This is a genomic window from Bifidobacterium thermacidophilum subsp. thermacidophilum DSM 15837, from assembly GCF_000426425.1.
GTDB lineage: Bacteria > Actinomycetota > Actinomycetes > Actinomycetales > Bifidobacteriaceae > Bifidobacterium > Bifidobacterium thermacidophilum.
Genome location: NZ_AUFI01000001.1, coordinates 1 through 20286 on the forward strand (window position 1 = coordinate 1; position 20286 = coordinate 20286).

A 20286-nucleotide genomic window follows, 5' to 3' on the forward strand; every position below is an offset into this window, starting at 1 on the left:
CATTACGGCCTCCGGATTGTGTGGTTTGTTTCCTCTCAGGTGAGCTGCGTATGTCGGGGCATGCGCGTGCCGGCATTCTGTTTCCTGAGTAGGGCGGGACGTTCCCTGCCCGATGGGCGGTATGTGAGCCAATCCTCACACGGCACCCGGCACCGGCTTCGTGTCAGAACGTATCGGTAAGCTTGACTTCCGTCATACGTCCCAAAACCGTCAAACCAGAAGGTGCATTGTGGCTAGTTCTAAACTCGATGAAGTCGTCTCCCTCGCCAAGCGTCGCGGGTTCGTGTTCCCCGCGGGCGAGATCTACGGCGGCACCCGTTCCGCGTGGGATTACGGCCCGCTCGGCGTCGCGCTGAAAGACAATATCAAGCGTGAATGGTGGCGCTCCATGGTCGTCACGCGTGGCGATGTCGTCGGCGTGGATACTTCCATCATCCTGCCGCCGGAAGTGTGGGTTGCATCCGGCCACGTGTCCGTGTTCAATGATCCGCTCATCGAGTGCCTCAACTGCCACAAGCGCCAGCGTGCCGACAAGTTGCAGGAATCCTATGCAGAAAAGCATGGCGACAAGATGCCGGAGAACGGTCTGGCTGATATTGTGTGCCCGGATTGCGGTGTGCGCGGCAAGTGGACGGAACCGCGCGACTTCAACATGATGCTGCGCACCCATCTCGGCCCGGTCGAGGACGAGAACTCGCTGCACTATCTGCGCCCGGAAACCGCGCAGGGTATTTTCGTGGACTTCAAGAACGTGATGATGGCGAGCCGTTCCAAGCCGCCGTTCGGCATTGCGAATATGGGCAAGTCGTTCCGCAACGAGATTACGCCCGGCAACTTCATCTTCCGTACCCGCGAGTTCGAGCAGATGGAGATGGAGTTCTTCGTCGAGCCCGGCACTGATGAGGATTGGCACCAGTACTGGATCGATACCCGCACCCGCTGGTACCTTGATTTGGGCATCAACCCGGCGAACCTGCGCCATTACGAGCATCCGAAGGAGAAGCTCGCGCACTATTCGAAGCGCACGGTCGATATTGAATACAAGTTCGGCTTCCAGGGTTCCGATTGGGGCGAGCTGGAAGGCATCGCGAACCGTACGGACTTCGATCTGTCCGCCCATGCGAAGCATTCCGGCGAGGACCTGAGCTACTTCAACCAGGCCACCGGCGAGAAGTACGTGCCGTACGTGATTGAACCGGCCGCCGGCCTGACCCGTTCCCTGATGGCCTTCCTCGTGGACGCGTACGACGTGGACGAGGCTCCGAACACCAAGGGTGGCGTGGACAAGCGCACGGTGCTACGTCTTGACCCGCGTCTGGCCCCGGTCAAGGTCGCGGTGCTGCCGCTGAGCAAGAAGCCGCAGCTGCAGACCATTGCTCACAACCTCGCCGCCGACCTGCGTCAGCATGAGTGGATGATCGACTACGACGAGGCGGGCGCCATCGGCCGTCGTTACCGTCGTGAGGACGAGATCGGCACCCCGCTGTGCGTCACCGTCGATTTCGACACACTTGACGACAACGCGGTCACGATTCGTGAGCGCGACACCATGCAGCAGGAGCGCGTCAGCCTTGACAAGGTCGCCGATTATGTGGCCGACCGCGTGAGCGAGAAGCGCGTGCGCTATCCGGAAGGTCCGGCCAGTGTGACCGGTGTGAAGGCGGCAGACGGTGGCATGGACGTTTCTAAGGAAAGCGGCATCGACGAGACCCAGCCGGTGAAGATCGCCGAGGCTGGCGGACTGTACTGATATCGCTATCGCGCGCGTCATCTTTCTACAAACTGCTTACGTTAGGAAGCCTCTTGGCGTAGCCAGTTTGTGGATGTGTGCGGTGGAGGAGTACACCCGCACAATCAGTTGGCGAGTGCGCCGGGATGGGAAGTAAGCGCTTACGGGAAAGGAATCCAAGGGTATGAGCAAGCACGACGAGGACATCATCGACGAGCGCGGCGATTCCAGACTCGGCGAAGATCCCCGTTCTACGGCGACCTCCGGTCCGGTGCAGATTCATCCCGTGGACCTTGGGCGCATCCATGTGCCGACGCCGGTCATGCTGTCTCCGATGGCAGGCGTGACCAATTGGCCGTTCCGCGTCATCTGCGAAGAGTACGGGCCAGACGGCTTGTATGTCGCCGAAATGATTACTGCCCGCGCACTCGTGGCCCGCAATCCTAAGGCTTTGCGCCTGTGCCGTTTCGCACCGAGCGAGAAAATCCGCTCCCTGCAATTGTATGGGGTCGATCCATCCATCGTCGAACAGGCGGCGCGCATTGTCGTCGACAACAATATGGCCGACCATGTCGATCTGAATTTCGGATGTCCGGTGCCCAAGGTCACCCGGCGCGGTGGCGGTTCTGCGCTTCCATGGAAAACCGACCTGTTCACTGAGGTCATCCACCGCGTGGTGTCCGTGTGCGGGCCGGCGGGCATTCCCGTGACCGCGAAAATCCGCGTGGGCATCGACCATGAGCACGAGACCTTCCTCGAAGCTGGGCATATCGCCCAGGAGGAGGGCTGTGCTGCCGTGACCCTCCACGCCCGTACCACCGCCGAATATTATGGCGGCCATTCCGACTGGAGCCGTATCGGCGAATTGGTGGAGCGTCTGGACATTCCCGTGTTCGGCAACGGGGACATCTGGGGCGCGGATGACGCGTTGGCGATGGTCCGTGAAACAGGTTGCGCCGGTGTGGCGATCGGGCGGGGATGCCAGGGCAGGCCGTGGCTGTTCGCCGATATCAAACATGCCTTCGAAGGCAGCGATGAGAGAACGAACCCGAATCTGGGCCAAGTATGTGCGGTGATTCTTCGTCACGCCGGGTTACTCACCGAGTTCTACGACGGTGACGAACGCATGGCGGTGCATGATCTGCGGAAGCATATCGCTTGGTATCTCAAAGGATTCCCGGTCGGAGGCACGACGCGTAAAGCCTTCATGGAATGTGAAAATATTGCGGATGTCAAGCGTGTCATGGATACGCTCGATCCACAAGCCCCATACCCGCAGCGAATCATCGACAAACCGCGCGGGCGTGTGCGATACGCGAAAAAGGTACACCTGCCGTATGGATGGCTTGAGTCCAGGACCACGACACACGAACAACGAGAAACGCTGTTCGGCGACGATCCGATGGACGTAAGCTATTGACAGAACCCTTGGCTGCTCCGCGACACGTGAAAAAAACGCGGTACATACCAAGAAATAACGTATGTGTTACTGGTTTTGCGCTACAGTTGAGCATAACCGTAAGTGACAGGAGACAATGGTGAGCGAGATTGCCCAGACAGACAATTTCAACGACAAGACCAACATCAAGGTCGTGGGGGTCGGCGGAGCCGGTGGCAATGCTGTCAACCGCATGATCGTCGAAGGTCTGCAAAACGTTGAATTCGTGGCCATCAACACTGATGCGAAAGATCTGATGCGCTCGGACGCCGACATCAAGATCGCGCTCAACGATGCCACCAGCCGTGGGCTTGGCGCTGGTGCGGACCCGGAGAAGGGTGCGAAGGCCGCACAGGACCATCAATCTGATATCGAGGAGGCCTTGAAAGGCTCTGATATGGTCTTCGTGACCTGTGGCGAGGGCGGCGGCACCGGTACCGGCGCCAGCCCGATTGTCGCGCGCGCCGCAAAGCAGCAGGGCGCACTGACCATCGCCGTGGTCACCAAGCCGTTCAGCTTCGAAGGGCCGCGTCGTGAAGCCTCTGCCGAGCTGGGCATCGAGAACCTGCGCAAGGAAGTCGACGCGATCATCGTCATTCCGAACGACCGCCTGCTCGAGCTGTCCGACAAGTCCATCGGCATTGTCGATGCGTTCCGAACCGCAGATACCGCGTTGCTTGCGGGCGTGCAGGGCATCACCGATCTGATGACCAACAACCCGTACATTCATGTGGACTTCTCCGATGTCACCACCATTCTGCGCGGTGCCGGAACCGCGCTCTTCGGCATCGGCTCAGCCCGGGGCGAGGACCGCGCCACGCAGGCCGCGGAAATCGCCATCAGCTCGCCGCTGCTTGAAGAAAGCATCGAGGGCGCTCAAGGCGCGCTCGTCAACATCGCCGGCCCGACCGACCTCAAGCTGCTCGAAGCTTCCCACGCTGTCGAACTGGTCAAGAAGGCCATCCATCCCGAGGCACAGATCATCTGGGGTCTTTCGCTTGACGACGCCTACGGCGATGAGGTGCGCGTCACCGTCATCGCGGCAGGATTCGACAAGGCGGGCAAGGAAGCTGCCGACGCGGGCGCCCCGGCAGCAGCCCAGCCGCTTGCCACCAATGCGCAGCCGGCGCAACAGGCGGCAACCCCCGCAGCCCAGCCGCAGCAAGCGCAGCCGGCCAGCGGGAACCTCATCGACGCCGGTGCCCAGAACCCAGCGTCGCCGGCACCTGAACGCCCGGCTGCCGCTCCCTACGTCGCCCCGCAGCAGAATCCCGCTGCCGGCAACTACGGGTACGGCAACTACGGCCAGTACGGCGATGACGGAGATGCGACCACCGAGCACCGCGTTGTGCCGTCAAACGATCCAGGCGATTTGGACATTCCGGATTTCCTGCGGTGAACGGCGCAAGGCACGAGTAAGTAAAAGGAGCTGAGATGGCTGGGTTCATGAAGAACGCGATGTCCTATCTGGGCATGTCCGATGTCGTCGACGACGATGACGACCTGCTCGACCAGGAGGAAGACGACAAGGAATCAACCTTTGATTCCGACCACACGGTGGCGCCGATGTCAACGTCACAGCTCGCAAGCTCGTCGGCATCGTCGTCGAGCCGTGGAGCCAGCCAGTTCCCGGCACGTGTCAGCCGGATCACTACGATTCACCCGAAAACCTATGACGATGCCCAGCTCGTAGGCCGTGCGATTCGCGACGGTGTGCCAGTCGTGCTGAATCTCACCGGGGTTCCTGAAGCGATCGCCTATCGTATCGTCGATTTCTCAGCGGGCGTGGTGTTCGGCGTGCGCGGATCCATCGAGCGCGTGACCCCGCGGGTCTTTCTGTTGAGCCCCGCGCAGATCAACATCAAGGTCGAGGAACCTGAATCCAAGGCTGCCGGACACGACCTCTTCGCCGATTGACGCGGTCTGACGCGGTCTGATGCCGGTATGGCTTGGCACCTGCCGACACCGGTCTTACCGGCACTGGTCCAGCTGGCGCCGACTAGTAGCACGGAGCCCAATACCTGTCACCATATGAGGGCTTCGATGAGCGCGTAATCATCGAAGCCCTCCTGCTATGCTGGGCTTGTGCTTGTATCTTTGGCTATTTTCGTGATTAACCTGCTGCTCGACGCATACATCACCGTGCTGTTCATTCGTATGATTCTCGACTGGGTGTTCATGCTCGCCCCACAATGGCGTCCGGGGCGTATCGCAGGTGATATTATCCATTTGGTCTACGATCTGACCGAGCCGCCGCTACGGTGGCTGCGGCGCTATATCCCGCCACTACCGTTGGGACCGATCGCCATTGACCTGAGCTTCATTGTCCTGTATTTTGCGCTCGGTTTGCTGCGGGCGCTCATCTGACGCGAATACTTGTGTACCTTCATGAACACGCGTGAGCGCTTGCATATCCTCGTAAATGCTGAAGACAGAGTGACGATTCGCTAGGAGAATCGCAGATATCATGACCGCGACACGAAAAAAGAGCGCGAAATCGGTCAGGAATTCATATGGGTCGTGCTAGCATCGGTATAGATACCGTCACAGCGAGGCATTACTCAAAGCGAGGTGGAGATTTATGGCTCTTTTGACGCCAAAGGATATTAGGGAGCATACCTTCCAAACGGTACGCTTCAAGGAAGGCTATGACGTCGATGAAGTCGATGACTTCCTTGACCAGGTAACCGAGACGGTCGAAGCTCTCGGCAAGCAGGCGATGCAGAACGGCCCGGCCACGCAGCCTCTCGGCCAGGATGTGGCGAATCTTAACGCCAAGATTTCCGAGCTGAACAACCAGATTGAATCCCTGAAGAAGGAAAACACCGATCTCAAGGCTGTCGCGGCTACGGCGGGCAATGCCTCTGCTGCGGATCAGGCCGCGAAGACCGCGACCGAGCAGCTGCACAAGGCTGAAGAGAACAACCGCGCACTCGCTGTGCAGAATGATCAATTCAAGCGTCAGAGCGAGCAGGCCACCGTTCTTGCCCAGAAGCTCAAGCATGAGAACGACCAGCTCACCGAGCAGGCCAACAGGCTCAACCAGCAGATCGAGCAGGCCAAGGCCCAGAGCGAACAGCTCAAGAACCAGAATGACCAGCTCAAGAGCCAGGTCGATCGTCTCAGCGCGCAGATCGATCAGCTCACCGCGCAGGCGGCAAAGGAAGCCGGCAACACGGACGTCGTCGAGCAGCTGAATGCCGTCACCCGCGAACGCGACCAGTTCCGTGCCAACACGGAGAACCTCAGCCGCGAACTGGCCGCTGCACGTCAGCAGCTTGCCGTCCAGCAGCAGACTGGCACGCAGGTCAAGGAACTCCAGCGTCAGCTCGAGGAATCCCGTGAGCGTGAGAACAAGCTTCGTGCGCAAATCGAGAAGGTCGAGCCGAGCACCGAAACCGGCAGCCTCCAGAAGATTGCCGGTGCTGCACAGAGCGCTTCCAGCGAGCCGGAGCGTGCCACCGCAATGCTCACCCTGGCTATGCAGTTGCATGATCAGTACGTCGACAAGGGCAAGGCCAAGGCCAAGGAAATCATCGAGGCAAGCCAAGCCAAGTACGAAGAGCTTGTCACCAAGGCCAACGATTACTCGAGCCGAACTCGCAGCGAGGCAGACGACTATAACAAGTCCACCCGTGCCGACGCTGACGCGTACAACAAGCAGGTTCATGCCGACGCCGACGGTTACTCCGTCAAGACCCGTCAGGACGCCGACCTGTACGCGAAGAACAAGCGCGAGGAAGCCGACAACTACGAGGCTGAAGTCCAGCGTCGTGCTGCCGACTACGACAACAAGACCCGTTCCGGCGCGGACAACTACGCCAAGCAGGTTCGCAGCGAGCTTGAGAACCAGGTCAAGGTCATCGAAAGCAACATCCAAGGGCTCAAGCAGTTCGAGACCGAGTATCGCACTCGCCTTACTGATTTCCTTGGCCAGCTGATGAATCAGGTGTCCGATTCCAACAACTACAGCAAAGTGGACCAGTCCCAGTCCAACCCGCGTCGTCGCTGATCGCGGTCTGACCAGGTAACGGTTTTCAGGTTTGGAATCCATGAATCCATCTCAGGCAACAAGACGGTCGCGTAGCAAGTACGTGGCCGTCTTTGCTGTTGCGGCAGTGATTGTGCTCGTCCTCGACCAAGGGACAAAGGCGTGGGCGAAACAGGCACTGTCCGGCGGCAATATCATCGAGGTCATCCCTCATCTGCTGTCTTTTGTTCTCGTGCACAATCCCGGGGCCTCGCTCGGATTCGCCTCAGGACACACATGGGTCATTTCCATCCTCGCCTTCGTGGCGTGCGTGTTGCTGGCGTATGCTTCAGCGCAAACCGATTCACACGAGTGGGCGGTCCTGCTGGGCACCGCGTTCGGCGGTGCGGCAGGCAATCTTATCGACCGTGTCGTGTACGCCGAGCATGTGCTTGACGGTCGCGTCGTTGACTTCATTGATTACGGATGGTCGGTCGGCAATGTCGCGGACATCTTCCTGACCATCGCCGGAATCGGTGTGTGCGCCCTCGTATTGCGCGGCGTCGCATTCCGCAGCGGTCTAGACGGCCGCAAACCGATTCCTGCGGAAGCTTATTTGTCGGCAACCAGTGACGAACCGGCCGAGATGCCAGCGGAGCCGTCCGAGGAACTGCCTGGACGTGTTATCGCGAGTACCAGCGGGAGCGACACGGATGCCGGCAAGGCCGATCGGCCCGAAGAGGATAGCGAGGTGAACGGCCGGGGGAGTGGGGCTAGATGAGCCGTCTTGCACCAGCGCCCGACGCCCTGATCGGCAAACGCTTTGATGTCGCCGTCTCCAAGATGCTCGGCATATCGCGCGCCAAATCAGCCGAACTCATTGAAACCAACCAGGTGCGCGGTTTGAACCGTGAGATGGCCAAATCAAGCACCCTCATGGAGGGCGATATCGTCGAATTCGATATAGTCGAGGAGGGTAAAGAACCTGAACCTCTCGCCGAGGACATGGCGGTCGTCTACGAAGATGACGACGTGATCGTGGTGGACAAGCCGGTCGGTGTCGCCGCCCATGCCTCCGTCGGCTGGACCGGCCCGACCGTCCTCGGTAGCCTGTTGCAGCGCGGCGTGCACATCACCTCGCTCGGGGCGGCCGGTAGACAGGGCATCGTCAGCCGGTTGGATGTGGGTACCAGCGGGCTCATGCTCGTATGCAAATCAGATCTCGCCTACAAGGAGATGCGCCGGCAATTCGCCGAACATGAAGTCGTGAAAACCTATCATGCGCTCGTCCAAGGCAATCTCAAGGAAGACAAGGCGACCATCGAAGCGCCAATCGGGCGGGCGAAAGTCTCCGATTTCCGCTTCACGGTGACCCCCACCGGCAAGGAAGCGATCACCCATTGGGATGTACTCGAACGCTTCGGCGAAGCCACACTGGTGAAAGTCAACCTCGAAACCGGACGAACCCACCAGATCCGCGTCCACTTCTCGTCCATCGGGCATCCGCTGGTAGGAGACCCGATGTACGGGGCGAACCCGGTGATGGCGAAGGAACTGGGGCTCGAACGTCAGTGGCTGCATGCGATGCAACTGGAATTCCGCCATCCTCGCACCCATGTGTGGACGACCGTCAAGTCGCGCTACCCTGCGGATTTGCAACACGCGCTGGATTCGCTGGAAGCCAAGCACGCCACGCCGCCGGTCAACTCGCTTGGTTAGAGTGGACGGCATGACAGATTCCGGAAACTTCGTCCAGCTGCACAACCATACGCATTACTCGCTGCTTGATGGTGCCTCGAAAATCCCGGATCTGGTCAAGCGCGTCAAGGAACTCGGCATGCCGGCCGTCGGCATCACCGACCACGGCAATATGCACGGAGCCTACGAGCTCTGGCGCAACGCCGTAGACCAAGGTATCAAACCGATTATCGGCATCGAAGCGTATGTGACACCGGAAACCGCGCGCCAAGACAAAACCCGCGTCTCTTGGGACACCAACTGGGTGCCGCAGCCGCATCACGAACGCAATCCTGACGACGTCTCCGGCGGCGGCCTGATCACTCACCTCACCCTGTGGGCGGAGAACGACGAAGGCCTCGTGAACCTCATCAAAGCCTCGTCCGTCGCCAATCTCGAGGGGCGCGTCATGCGCTACCCGCGTATGGACAAGGAAGTGCTCCAGCGCCACCACAAGGGCGTCATCTGCTCGTCAGGTTGCCCCTCAGGCATCATCCAGACGCGCCTGCGACTCGGCCAATTCGACGAGGCCCTGCGTGCCGCCGGCGAAATGCAGGACATCTTCGGCAAAGACAACTTCTACATCGAACTCATGGACCACGGGCTGGAAATCGAGCAGCGCGTCACCAAAGACCTGCTGACCATCGCCAAGAAGCTGAACGCCCCGCTGCTCGCCACCAACGACTCCCACTACGTGCATGAGGAGGACCGCGATGCGCAGGACGCGATGCTATGCATCAACTCCGGTTCGCGGCTCGACGACCCCGACCGGTTCAAATTCGACGGTTCCGGCTACTACATCAAATCCGCGCAGGAAATGCGCGACCTGTTCAAAGAACTGCCTGAAGCTTGCGACAACACGCTCGCCATCGCCGACCGGTGCAACGTGATCTTCGACGACCACGAGGACGGCGCGTTCATGCCGCGCTTCGACTGCCCCGAAGGCTGGGACGAGACCTCACTGTTCCTCAAGCATGTCGACGAGGGCCTCAAACGCCGGTACAACGGCAATCCGCCAATCGAAGTGCTCAAACAGGCCGACTACGAATGCGGCGTCATCTGCCAGATGCAGTTCTGCGGCTACTTCCTCGTCGTCGCCGATTACATCAACTGGGCGAAATCGCACGGCGTGATGGTCGGCCCCGGCCGTGGCTCCGCAGCAGGCTCCATGGTCGCCTACGCGATGGGCATCACCGAACTCGACCCGCTCAAGCACGGCCTGATTTTCGAACGCTTCCTCAACCCTGAACGCGTCTCCCTGCCGGATATCGACGTGGACTTCGATCCGGACGGGCGTATGAAAGTCCTCGACTACGTGGCCAACAAGTACGGGCACGACAAAGTCGCCCAATGCGTGATCTACGGCACCATCAAAACCAAGCAGGCGCTCAAGGATTCCGCACGCATCATGGGCTACGAGTTCTCCGTGGGCGAGCGCATCACCAAAGCCCTGCCGCCGAGCAAGAACGGCAAGGACGCGAGCCTGCACGACATCTTCGACCCCACGTCGAAGCGATATGCCGAGGCTCGTGAATTCCGCGAATTGTATGACGCCGATCCGGACGCCAAGCGCATCACCGAGGAAGCCAAGGGCATTGAAGGATTGATCCGCCAGACCGGTGTGCACGCCTGCGCGACAATCATGGGTTCCGAGGCAATCACCAACACGTCTCCGCTGCTGGAACGCACCGACGGCACCATCACCACGACCTTCGAATACCATACGTGCGAAACGCTCGGCCTGGTGAAGATGGATTTCCTCGGGCTGTCCAACTTGACGGTCATCCGCGACACGCTGACGAACATCCGCAACAACGGCAAAGAGCCGATTGACTACACGAAGATTCCGCTTGACGACAAGCCAACCTACGAGCTGCTCGCACGGGGCGACACCCTGGGCGTGTTCCAGCTTGATTCCGACGGTATGCGATCGCTGCTCAAGACCCTGAAGCCCGATAACTTCAACGATATTTCCGCATTGATTGCGCTGTACCGGCCGGGCCCGATGGATATGGATTCGCATAACAACTATGCGAAACGTAAGAACGGCTTGCAGAAGATTACTCCGATCCATCCGGAGGTGGCCGAGCCGCTCAACGAAGTGCTCGGCGAAACCTACGGCCTGATCGTCTACCAGGAGCAGGTGCAGTCGGCCGCACGAATCCTCGCAGGCTATTCGCTGGGCAAGGCAGACGTGCTGCGTCGAGCGATGGGCAAGAAGAAGCCCGAAGTGCTGGCTAAGGAGAAAGTCCCGTTCTTCCAGGGCATGAAGGAACACGGGTATTCGATGGAAGCCGCGCAGGCGGTGTGGGATATCCTGGTCCCGTTCTCCGGGTACGCGTTCAACAAGGCGCATTCCGCGGCATACGGCTTGATTTCGTACTGGACGGCGTATCTCAAGACGCATTATCCGGTCGAATTCATGGCGGCGCTGCTGCAGAACGAACGCACGAACAAGGACAAGACCGCGCTGTACCTCGGCGAGGCCCGACGCATGGGCATCAAGGTGTTGCCGCCGGATGTCAACGAGTCGCGGCTCGAGTATTCGGCAGTCGGCGATGTCGTGCGTTTCGGCCTGGGCGCCATCCGCAACGTGGGCGACAAGGCGGTTGAGGATATCATCGCCGAACGTGAAACCGCCCGCGGCAAGTACGTGAATTTCATGGACTTCATCCGCCGTGTGCCGGTCACCGCCTTGAACCGCCGTCTGGTGGAATCGCTGATCAAGGCGGGCGCGTTCGATTCGATCGACCCGAATCGCCGGGCGTTGTATGAGATTCATGAAACGGCCATCGACTCGGTGATCGGGCTCAAACGCAAGCAGGCGGAAGGGCAATTCGATCTGTTCGCCGATGACGATGACGGCGGCGCGGACATGATGGGTGATGCGTCCGTCGTGGTGCCGGACATCGAGGAGTGGGACAAGAAGACCAAACTCAATTTTGAACGCGAGATGCTCGGCCTGTACGTGTCCGACCATCCGTTGAGCGGCATGACCGCGATTCTGGCGAACCTTAGGGAAATGTCGATTGCGCATCTGATTGACCGGGCGAAGACCATGGGCGACAGCCAGCAGGTCACCATTGCCGGGCTCGTCACGAATGTGGACCGGCGTGTGTCCAAGAAGGGCAATCCGTGGGCCATCGTGACGGTGGAGGACATGGAAAGCTCCATCCAGTGCATGTTCTTCGGCAAGGTGTATGAAGCCGCCGCCGCGCAACTGGCGATCGACGAGGTCGTGCAGGTACGCGGACAGGTAGAGGTGCGCGACGAGACAGTGAGCCTGCGCGCCACTGAAATGCAGGTGCCGTCGCTGGAAGCCGACGATTCGCGGCCTGTAGTGATAACGCTGCCGCCGGTCGCGCTTGATCGGGACCATGTGATGCAGCTGGGACATGTGCTCATGAACCACCCGGGGTATTGCCCGGTGAAGCTGGCGATTATGGGGGAGAAGGGCGACGCGCAAGTGCTGACCTTTGGCGACCGGTTCCGGGTCAAGCGCGACACCTCGCTGTTCGCGGAGATCAAGATTCTCTTCGGACCGAGCTGTCTGCCAGCCGCCTGAGGGGCGGCGACCGGTTTGATGGCCGGGTGGTTGCTGGCGTATCGGTGCGCGGTGCGACTTTGGTGTCGCACGGTGACGGGATAGTCCGGGGTTTGGCCGGCTGTCGGTAGGTATCTGTCTGCCGTGTGATTTGGGAGTCGCATGGAGACGTGATGGGATTGGCGGCGGGGGAGGGCTGGCCATAGACGCGTCCCGTCACGCCCTGTCGCATAGGCCGTCATCTCAGCATGTGACAGCGGTCCGGGATTTTTCCGCGCAAGGTTTTCGCCCGCTGCTACCATGTGAGGGTATGAGCGACAATACCATGCGAATCATTGACCTGCGCGGAAAGCGCCTCACCCGTGCCGAGATGCTGGCGGCGATGCCACGTGCCGAGATGGGCACGAAGGAAGCCACCGATCTGGTGCGCCCGATCCTCGATGATGTCCGTGACCGCGGCGCTGCGGCCCTTCGTGATTTCGAGGAGAAGTTCGACCATGTGCGTCCCGAGCATCTGCGTGTGCCGGCCGAGGCTATGAAGCAGGCGCTCGACGAGCTTGATCCCGAAGTGCGCGCCGCCATCGAAGAGTCCGTTCGCCGCAGCCGTGCGGTGTCCGCATCCCAAGTGCCGCAAGACTTCCACACTGATTTGGCACCCGGCGCCCGTGTTGCGGAGCGTTGGATCCCCATCCAGCGTGTCGGCTTGTACGTGCCCGGCGGCAAGGCCGTATACCCGAGCTCGGTCATCATGAACGTGGTGCCCGCCCAGACGGCCGGCGTCGAATCGCTTGCCATCGCCACCCCGCCGAGCAAGGCGACCGCCGACGGTCTGCCTGACAAGACGATTCTCGCCACCTGCGCCATCCTCGGTGTCGACGAGGTCTACGCGGTCGGCGGCGCTCAGGCAATCGCCATGTTCGCCTACGGGGCTAAGGGCTCCGAGCCGCAGGACGGCGAGATTCTGTGCGAACCGGTCGACAAGATCACCGGCCCGGGCAACATCTTCGTCGCCACCGCCAAGAGCATGGTCTCCGGCATCGTCGGTATCGACGCGGTCGCCGGACCTACGGAAATCGCCATTATCGCAGACAAAGACGCGAACCCCAGCTGGGTTGCCGCCGATTTGATCGGTCAGGCCGAGCATGACGAGCTCGCCGGTTCCGTCCTGATTACCGATTCCGAGGACTTCGCCAAGCAGGTGCAGGCCAGCCTCGACCAGCGAGTCCCGCGTACCGAGCACGCCGAGCGTGTTGCCACTTCCCTGACCGGCAGCCAGTCCGGCATCATCCTGACGGACAATCTCGACCAGTCCATCGACGCCGTCAACGCGTACGCAGCAGAACACCTGGAAATCCAGACTACCGACCCGAATGCCGTCGTACCGCGCATCAAGAACGCGGGCGCGATCTTCCGCGGCCCATACTCTCCGGTCCCGCTGGGCGACTACATGTCCGGCTCAAACCACGTGCTGCCGACTTCCGGCACCGCGCGCTTCGCCTCCGGCCTCGGCGTGCACACCTTCATGAAGCCGGTCGAAGTCATCGAATACGACGAGGAAGGCCTGAAGGCGCTCGCCGCCCGCATCAACACCTTCGCCGTGTCCGAGGACCTGCCTGCGCACGGTGAGAGCGTGCTGAGCCGCTTCATCGCCGACCCGTACGACAAGGCGACCATCAAGCAGCAGGAAGAGCAGGCAGGACTGCGATGAGCGAGAACACCATCCCCTCCAGCCTCCCGCTGCGCAACGACCTGATCGGTGAGGAGCCATACGGCGCCCCGCAACTCGACGTGCCGGTGTGCCTCAACGTCAATGAAAATCCGTACCCGCCGAATCCGGACGTCATCGACACCATCGTCGAACGTGTCCGCGATATCGCCCCCACGCTCAACCGCTACCCGGATCGCGAGCATATCAAGCTGCGTCAGGCCTTCAGCGACTACCTCGCCAAGGAATCCGGCGCGCGTCTTGATATCAGCCAGCTGTGGGGCGCGAACGGCTCGAACGAAATCATGCTCCAGCTGTTCCAGGCCTTCGGTGGCCCCGGCCGCACCGCGCTGAGCTGCGACCCCACGTACTCGATGTACCCCGAGTACGCGCGCGACACGTTCACCGGGTGGAAGGTCGTCCACCGCAACGCCGATTTCACGCTGGACGTGGACCGCACTATCGAGGCGATCAACGACATCAAGCCGTCTATGGTGCTGCTCACCAGCCCGAACAACCCGACTGGCACGCCGCTGCCGCTCGAAGACACCGAACGCCTACTTGCGGCCTGCGAACAGGCGGATGTCGCCGGCGCGGCGCCTGGAGTCCACCCGATTCTCGTGATTGACGAGGCTTACGTGGAGTTCCGCAACCCGGGCACGCCGAGCGCGGTCACGCTCATCAACAAGCATGAGAACCTCGCGGTCAGCCGCACTGTGAGCAAGGCTTTCGCCTATGCGGGCGCGCGCGTCGGCTACCTTGCCGCTTCGAAGGGCATTATCGACAGCGTGCGCATCGTGCGCATGCCCTACCACCTGTCCGCCGTGACTCAGGCCGTGGCCCTCGCCGCGTTCGAACACACCGACGAGCAGCTCAGCCGTGTAGCCCACTTGCGTGAAGTACGCGACCAGACCGCGGCATGGCTCAAACGCCAGACCTATAAGGGTGTCCCGCTTGAAGTCGCAGATTCCGAATCGAACTTCCTGCTGTTCGGCGGGCATTTCGACAACCGCGAGCGGATCTTCCAGGAGCTGCTTGACCGCGGTATCCTCATCCGCGTGGTCGGCCCGGACGGCTGGTTGCGCGTGTGCATGGGCACCGACGACGAGATGGCCCGCTTCCGTGAAGCGCTCGCCGAAGTGCTACGCATCGTGGAAGCCTAATAGCGCGAACATCGCGAAGACAACAAGCCAATCGGTGCGGTTTTCGTAATCAAGCCCGCGAGCCTGCGAGCTCGCGAGTCAACAAGTCAACAAGCCAACGAGCATGACGGAAAGCCGCGCATCCGGTCTGTCGCCGCAGGCCGGAACTGAGGAGGAAACATGGCACGTACAGCCCACATCGTGCGCAAGACCAGCGAGTCGACCATCGATCTGTCGCTGAACCTTGACGGCACGGGCAAAACCCAGATCGACACGTCGGTGCCCTTCTACAACCATATGATGACCGCGCTCGGCAAACATTCGCTTATCGACCTGAACATCAAGGCGAGCGGCGACACCGACATCGACGTGCATCACACGGTCGAAGACACTGCAATCGTCTTCGGTGAGGCCCTGCGTCAGGCGCTCGGTGACAAGCGCGGCATCCGCAGGTTCGCCGATGCCACCGTGCCACTGGACGAGGCGCTCGCCAAGGCCGTTATCGACATCTCCGGTCGCCCGTACGTGGTGTGCTCCGGAGAGCCGGAAGGCTTCGAATACTGCATGATCGGTGGGCATTTCACCGGCTCGCTCGTTCGCCACGTCATGGAATCCATCGCGTTGCACGCCGGCATCTGCCTGCACCTGCAACTGCTCGCCGGCCGCGACCCGCACCATATCGCGGAAGCCGAATTCAAAGCAGTTGCTCGCGCGCTGCGGTTCGCCATCGAGCCCGATCCGCGCGTCGACGGCATCCCCAGCACCAAGGGAGCCCTGTGATGGCCGACGATACGACGACCCCCGGCGATCGCGACGATTCCGGTCTGTCCGGCGGTGCCGGCGAATCCGGGAATTTCGGTGATTCCGGGAACTCCGCGAATTCCGGCAACGAGGACGGTCTGCATTTCAACGATGCCGATCTTGACGCCGCGATGGCGGATTTCGAGCGAGAATTTGACCAGTCGCAGAATTCCCAGAACCAGGGTTCTCAAGGTCCGGATTCCGGCTTCGGCCAGAACGACACGTTGTTTGCCGGCGCCAGCACCGGAGAATCCACGGATCAGCCGGAAACTCAGCAATCCATCGAAGCGAGCTTCGACGACGAGTTGCAGGGGCTGCTCGGCAACAAGGCCAAGGCGGCGGCTATCATCACCCGTCTGACCTCGGCCGAACTGCTTGCCGCATTCTGCCAGCTCAGCGATATCAGCGCCGTCTGCATCGACGACCCGCAAGGCGCCGTCGCCGTCCTGCACAACCTTGACGGTGACAGTCCGGAAGCAGCAGCCAAGGATTTGACAACCGTGGTGTCAGGCATGCCTGCAATTCTCACGGTCAACCGCGCGGACAAGCTCGAAGCCACGCTGTTCCTGCAAGGTCAGGCGGGGGAGCAGTTCGCGCCGCCGATTCTATTCGCCTCCGCGGCTCCGTTCGTTGAGGATCTGATGCTCGGCATAACCCCGCTTGAGGATATCCTCTCCGACCGCAAAAGCTTCGATTCCGCCGATCTCGACCATGATGGGGCTTTGGCGGTGCTCGCGAAGCATATCAGATTCGGGCGCGGCAATTCCTCCATCTCGTAACGCCGCACCCAAGGCGTACACGAGACGGGAACACGGTAACATTCCCGGAGTACCGTGGAAACGTCCACGAACACCGGACGGCGGGCCGCACACATGCAGGCCCCCGACGAAAGGAAGGACAACGATGACATCGGTAGTGGTCTTTGACTACGGTTTCGGCAATGTGCGCTCCATGGTGCGCGCGCTCGCCAATCTCGGTCTTGATGTGACCCTCACGTCGGACCATCGTCAGGCTATTGAGGCCGACGGTCTTGTCGTCCCCGGCGTCGGGGCGTTCGGTGCCTGCGTGGATAGTCTGCGCAAGGTTGGCGGTGACCGCGTCGTCTACGATCGTTTGCGCGCCGGACGTCCGGTGCTCGGCGTGTGCGTCGGCGAACAGATTATATTCGACCATGGCAATGAGCTCGGCAAGCCGGCGGACGGCTTGGGTCTGATTCACGGGGATGTGAACCTGCTGGACGCCGATGTGGTTCCCCATATGGGGTGGGACACCATCGAGGCGCCGCAAGGCTCCGTGCTGTTGCGCGGACTGACCGGGGAGCGGTTCTACTTCGTGCATTCCTATGCGGCGATGGACGCTCAGCCTGTGGAAAACGGCACCGAAGACATTGATTTCGGCGGGGAAGAGCAGAAGGTGACGTGGTGCACGTATGGGCGCAGCAGGTTTGTGGCGGCCTATGAGCGCGGACCGCTGTTCGCCACCCAGTTCCACCCGGAGAAATCCGCCGAAGCGGGCGCACAGCTGTTGCGCAACTGGGTTTCGACCTTCTAAGCGATCCGGGCAGTGGCAGTCTAAGCAGTGGCGGTTCACACTGTGACAGACCATCGCAAGCAATCGCAAGCTATCGCAGGCCAGCGCGGGCCATTGCCACGACACAGGCCGCCGCATTGGCGACTGCCAGAGGAACACACCCGGATGCAGCATTCAGCAAAGCATACGAAACATCATCCGAAACAGCCGGTATTCCGGCACTGACAGCGGGACACCCGCAGAATCGAGGGCAATATGGCACTCACCCTTCTCCCGGCAGTAGACGTGCGCGACGGCAAGGCGGTCCGTCTGCGCCAAGGCGAATCCGGCTCGGAAACCGATTACGGCAGTCCGCTCGAAGCTGCCCGTACTTGGGTGGAATCCGGTGCGCAGTGGATTCACCTCGTTGACCTTGATGCCGCATTCGGCACCGGGAACAACCGTGACCAGCTCAGCGCGATCGTCAAGGAGCTGGGTGAGAAAGTCAATATCGAGATGAGCGGCGGTGTACGTGACGACGACAGCTTGAAAGCAGCGCTTGACGCCGGTGCCGCGCGCGTGAACATCGGCACCGCAGCGCTCGAGAACCCCGATTGGACCGCTTCGGTCATCAAGAAGTACGGCGATCGGGTTGCCGTCGGCCTCGACGTGCGTGGACATACGCTTGCCGCACGCGGCTGGGTCAAAGAGGGCGGTGACCTGTTCGAAACCATGAAGTTCCTCGACTCCGTCGGCTGCTCGCGTTACGTCGTCACCGACGTGGCACGCGACGGCATGATGAGCGGGCCAAACCTGACCCTGCTTCGTGAGGTCGCCGAGCGCACCGACGCGCATGTCACCGCATCCGGCGGCATCAGTAGCCTCGACGACCTGCGCGCCATCAAGGAGCTCACACCGCTCGGCGTGGATGCGGCGATTCTCGGCAAATCGCTATACGCGCGTGCGTTCACCCTCGGGGAAGCGCTCGAAGTGGCGCGTTGACGGCAGTCGGCGGTCGAGGCAGCCGAATCAATCAGCCTCGACCGCCGGCCGACACGGCAGCGCGCCTCGCAATAGGAATCTGCCAAGGTCAACGATGATCTGCGAAATCAGCGGGTCAACACACGAAACGCAACGCAAAACGCGGCATAGTCACGGGAATATCGCAACCGTGTAGCATGTCCGTAATATTTCGATGGGACGATGAGAACTATGGATAAACAGCAAGAGTTCGCCCTGCGCACGGTTGAAGAACGAGACGTGCGCTTCATCCGACTTTGGTTCACGGATGTATTGGGAACACTGAAATCAGTGGCCATCGCCCCCGCCGAACTCGAAGCGGCGTTCGAGGAAGGGCTTGGTTTCGACGGTTCGTCGATCGAAGGCATGACGCGTGTTTCCGAGGACGACATGATTGTCAAGCCTGACCCGTCCACCTTCCAGATTCTGCCGTGGCGTGGTGGTCCGCAAGGCACCGCACGCATGTTCTGCGACATCCTCACCCCGGACGGCGAACCGTCGCTCGGCGATCCGCGGCACGTGCTCAAGCAGGCGCTCGCCAAAGCCAAAGAGAAGGGCTTCACCTTCTACGTGCACCCGGAAATCGAGTTCTACCTGTTCGAAAACCAGGAGGATTGGTCCAAGGCCCCCACACCCATCGACGAAGGCGGGTACTTCGACCACGTGCCGCGCAGCCCGGGGATGGATTTCCGCCGCGCGACCGTCAACATGCTCGAGCAGATGGGCATTTCTGTTGAATACTCGCATCATGAGGCCGGTCCAGGCCAGAACGAGATCGACTTGCGGTATGCCGACGCGTTGACCACCGCGGACAACATCATGACCTTCCGCACCGTGGTCAAAGAGATTTCCCTCGAACGTGGCATTCACGCGAGCTTTATGCCCAAACCGCTCGCCGACCAACCGGGCTCCGGTATGCACACGCATCTGAGCCTGTTCGAAGGCGATTCCAACGCCTTCTACGAGGCAGGCCAGGAGTTCAACATGTCGCTTATCGCGCGCCAGTTCGCCGCTGGCATCCTGTACCATGCGGCGGAGATTTGCGCGGTCACCGACCAGTACGTCAACTCGTACAAGCGTCTGTGGGGTGGGGCGGAAGCGCCGAGCTACATCTGCTGGGGACATAACAACCGGTCCGCGCTGCTGCGCATCCCGCAGTACAAGCCAGGCAAGGGCAATTCCGCGCGTATGGAGTTCCGCGCGCTCGACCCGGCGGTCAACCCGTATCTCGCGTTCTCCGTGCTGCTTGCGGCCGGTCTTGACGGCATCGAACAGCAGATGACCTTGGGTGAGCCGACCAGCGACGACGTGTGGGAGCTCACCGATGCCGAGCGCAAGGCGATGGGCATCCAGCCGTTGCCGGAATCGCTCGACGAGGCGCTGAAGATTATGGAGAAGTCCGATTTTGTGGCCGGTGTCTTGGGTGAGCACGCCTTCGAATACTTCCTGCGCAATAAGCATCAGGAATGGGAGGAGTACCGCCGTCAGGTGACGCCGTACGAGCTCGGCAAGTACTTGCAGCGCCTGTAACTCCGGCTGTCCGCGCTGCCGAATCGGTGTTTCGGGCAGCGCATGCAGTACCGTCAGCCCCGCTTGCGTCAATCGCAGCGGGGCTTCGGCGTATCTATATGGCGTTCGTAATGTGTGTTGTGGTGCGCTGAGTGTCCCGTACAATTCCCCGTACAAACTGG

Annotated in this window: 15 protein-coding genes and 1 pseudogene; all 16 read left to right on the top strand. The window is 60.9% G+C overall.

From position 1 onward, the window contains the following. Nucleotides 1-229: 229 nt before the first annotated feature. The 16 genes and pseudogenes from K315_RS0100005 to glnA all read left to right on the top strand — a co-directional run bounded on the left by K315_RS0100005 (nt 230) and on the right by glnA (nt 20125). A complete protein-coding gene (locus K315_RS0100005; RefSeq protein WP_029575634.1) occupies nt 230-1750 on the top strand; it encodes a glycine--tRNA ligase in 1521 nt (506 codons plus the stop codon). 163 nt (nt 1751-1913) lie between these two features. Then, nucleotides 1914-3149 (top strand): tRNA dihydrouridine synthase DusB, encoded by a 1236-nt coding sequence (gene dusB, locus K315_RS0100010; protein WP_081666341.1) that lies wholly within the window; start codon nt 1914-1916, stop codon nt 3147-3149. A 115-nt stretch (nt 3150-3264) separates the two neighbouring features. Continuing rightward, entirely contained in the window at nt 3265-4566 is a 1302-nt protein-coding gene (gene ftsZ, locus K315_RS0100015) for a cell division protein FtsZ (RefSeq protein ID WP_033521116.1), read from the top strand. 35 nt (nt 4567-4601) lie between these two features. Continuing rightward, on the top strand, nt 4602-5084 hold the full coding sequence (locus K315_RS0100020; RefSeq protein WP_029575637.1) for a cell division protein SepF: 483 nt from the start codon (nt 4602-4604) through the stop codon (nt 5082-5084). Nucleotides 5085-5252: 168 nt separating this feature from the next. Then, nucleotides 5253-5534 carry a YggT family protein gene (locus K315_RS0100025; RefSeq protein ID WP_029575638.1) on the top strand — a complete coding sequence of 94 codons (282 nt, stop codon included), beginning with the start codon at nt 5253-5255 and terminating at the stop codon, nt 5532-5534. A gap of 214 nt (nt 5535-5748) precedes the next feature. Continuing rightward, nucleotides 5749-7179, top strand: a complete 1431-nt coding sequence (locus K315_RS0100030; protein WP_029575639.1) for a DivIVA domain-containing protein — start codon at nt 5749-5751, stop codon at nt 7177-7179. A 40-nt stretch (nt 7180-7219) separates the two neighbouring features. Further along, a pseudogene (locus tag K315_RS0100035) lies at nt 7220-7708 on the top strand (signal peptidase II); the annotation flags it as partial. A 206-nt stretch (nt 7709-7914) separates the two neighbouring features. Further along, complete coding sequence (locus K315_RS0100040; protein ID WP_029575641.1) at nt 7915-8856, top strand: RluA family pseudouridine synthase; 942 nt, start codon at nt 7915-7917, stop codon at nt 8854-8856. A gap of 10 nt (nt 8857-8866) precedes the next feature. Next, nucleotides 8867-12439 carry a DNA polymerase III subunit alpha gene (gene dnaE, locus K315_RS0100045; RefSeq protein ID WP_029575642.1) on the top strand — a complete coding sequence of 1191 codons (3573 nt, stop codon included), beginning with the start codon at nt 8867-8869 and terminating at the stop codon, nt 12437-12439. A 289-nt stretch (nt 12440-12728) separates the two neighbouring features. After that, a complete protein-coding gene (hisD, locus tag K315_RS0100050) occupies nt 12729-14126 on the top strand; it encodes a histidinol dehydrogenase (RefSeq protein WP_029575643.1) in 1398 nt (465 codons plus the stop codon). Further along, nucleotides 14123-15286 carry a histidinol-phosphate transaminase gene (locus tag K315_RS0100055; RefSeq protein WP_029575644.1) on the top strand — a complete coding sequence of 388 codons (1164 nt, stop codon included), beginning with the start codon at nt 14123-14125 and terminating at the stop codon, nt 15284-15286. The genes hisD and K315_RS0100055 overlap by 4 nt, the downstream gene beginning before the upstream one ends. Before the next feature lie 159 nt (nt 15287-15445). Further along, nucleotides 15446-16045, top strand: coding sequence for an imidazoleglycerol-phosphate dehydratase HisB (hisB, locus tag K315_RS0100060; RefSeq protein WP_015450115.1), 600 nt, complete (start codon nt 15446-15448; stop codon nt 16043-16045). Beyond that, a complete protein-coding gene (locus K315_RS0100065; protein WP_029575645.1) occupies nt 16045-16845 on the top strand; it encodes a hypothetical protein in 801 nt (266 codons plus the stop codon). The genes hisB and K315_RS0100065 overlap by 1 nt, the downstream gene beginning before the upstream one ends. A gap of 124 nt (nt 16846-16969) precedes the next feature. Further along, nucleotides 16970-17617, top strand: coding sequence for an imidazole glycerol phosphate synthase subunit HisH (hisH, locus tag K315_RS0100070; RefSeq protein ID WP_029575646.1), 648 nt, complete (start codon nt 16970-16972; stop codon nt 17615-17617). 234 nt (nt 17618-17851) lie between these two features. Next, the gene (priA, locus tag K315_RS0100075) at nt 17852-18577 is read left to right on the top strand and encodes a bifunctional 1-(5-phosphoribosyl)-5-((5-phosphoribosylamino)methylideneamino)imidazole-4-carboxamide isomerase/phosphoribosylanthranilate isomerase PriA (RefSeq protein ID WP_029575647.1); all 726 of its coding nucleotides are present in this window, start codon (nt 17852-17854) and stop codon (nt 18575-18577) included. A 210-nt stretch (nt 18578-18787) separates the two neighbouring features. Further along, nucleotides 18788-20125: a type I glutamate--ammonia ligase gene (gene glnA / locus K315_RS0100080; RefSeq protein ID WP_015450119.1), complete on the top strand. Its 1338-nt coding sequence runs from the start codon at nt 18788-18790 to the stop codon at nt 20123-20125. Nucleotides 20126-20286 lie beyond the last annotated feature (161 nt).

Bases quoted from the DNA above. Each gene is read 5' to 3' on its own strand.
- K315_RS0100020 (WP_029575637.1), top strand. From the start codon at position 4,602: ATGGCTGGGTTCATGAAGAACGCGATGTCCTATCTGGGCATGTCCGAT.
- K315_RS0100055 (WP_029575644.1), top strand. From the start codon at position 14,123: ATGAGCGAGAACACCATCCCCTCCAGCCTCCCGCTGCGCAACGACCTG.
- hisD (WP_029575643.1), top strand. From the start codon at position 12,729: ATGAGCGACAATACCATGCGAATCATTGACCTGCGCGGAAAGCGCCTC.
- priA (WP_029575647.1), top strand. From the start codon at position 17,852: ATGGCACTCACCCTTCTCCCGGCAGTAGACGTGCGCGACGGCAAGGCG.
- K315_RS0100030 (WP_029575639.1), top strand. From the start codon at position 5,749: ATGGCTCTTTTGACGCCAAAGGATATTAGGGAGCATACCTTCCAAACG.
- hisB (WP_015450115.1), top strand. From the start codon at position 15,446: ATGGCACGTACAGCCCACATCGTGCGCAAGACCAGCGAGTCGACCATC.
- K315_RS0100065 (WP_029575645.1), top strand. From the start codon at position 16,045: ATGGCCGACGATACGACGACCCCCGGCGATCGCGACGATTCCGGTCTG.
- hisH (WP_029575646.1), top strand. From the start codon at position 16,970: ATGACATCGGTAGTGGTCTTTGACTACGGTTTCGGCAATGTGCGCTCC.
- glnA (WP_015450119.1), top strand. From the start codon at position 18,788: ATGGATAAACAGCAAGAGTTCGCCCTGCGCACGGTTGAAGAACGAGAC.
- ftsZ (WP_033521116.1), top strand. From the start codon at position 3,265: ATGGTGAGCGAGATTGCCCAGACAGACAATTTCAACGACAAGACCAAC.
- dusB (WP_081666341.1), top strand. From the start codon at position 1,914: ATGAGCAAGCACGACGAGGACATCATCGACGAGCGCGGCGATTCCAGA.
- K315_RS0100040 (WP_029575641.1), top strand. From the start codon at position 7,915: ATGAGCCGTCTTGCACCAGCGCCCGACGCCCTGATCGGCAAACGCTTT.
- dnaE (WP_029575642.1), top strand. From the start codon at position 8,867: ATGACAGATTCCGGAAACTTCGTCCAGCTGCACAACCATACGCATTAC.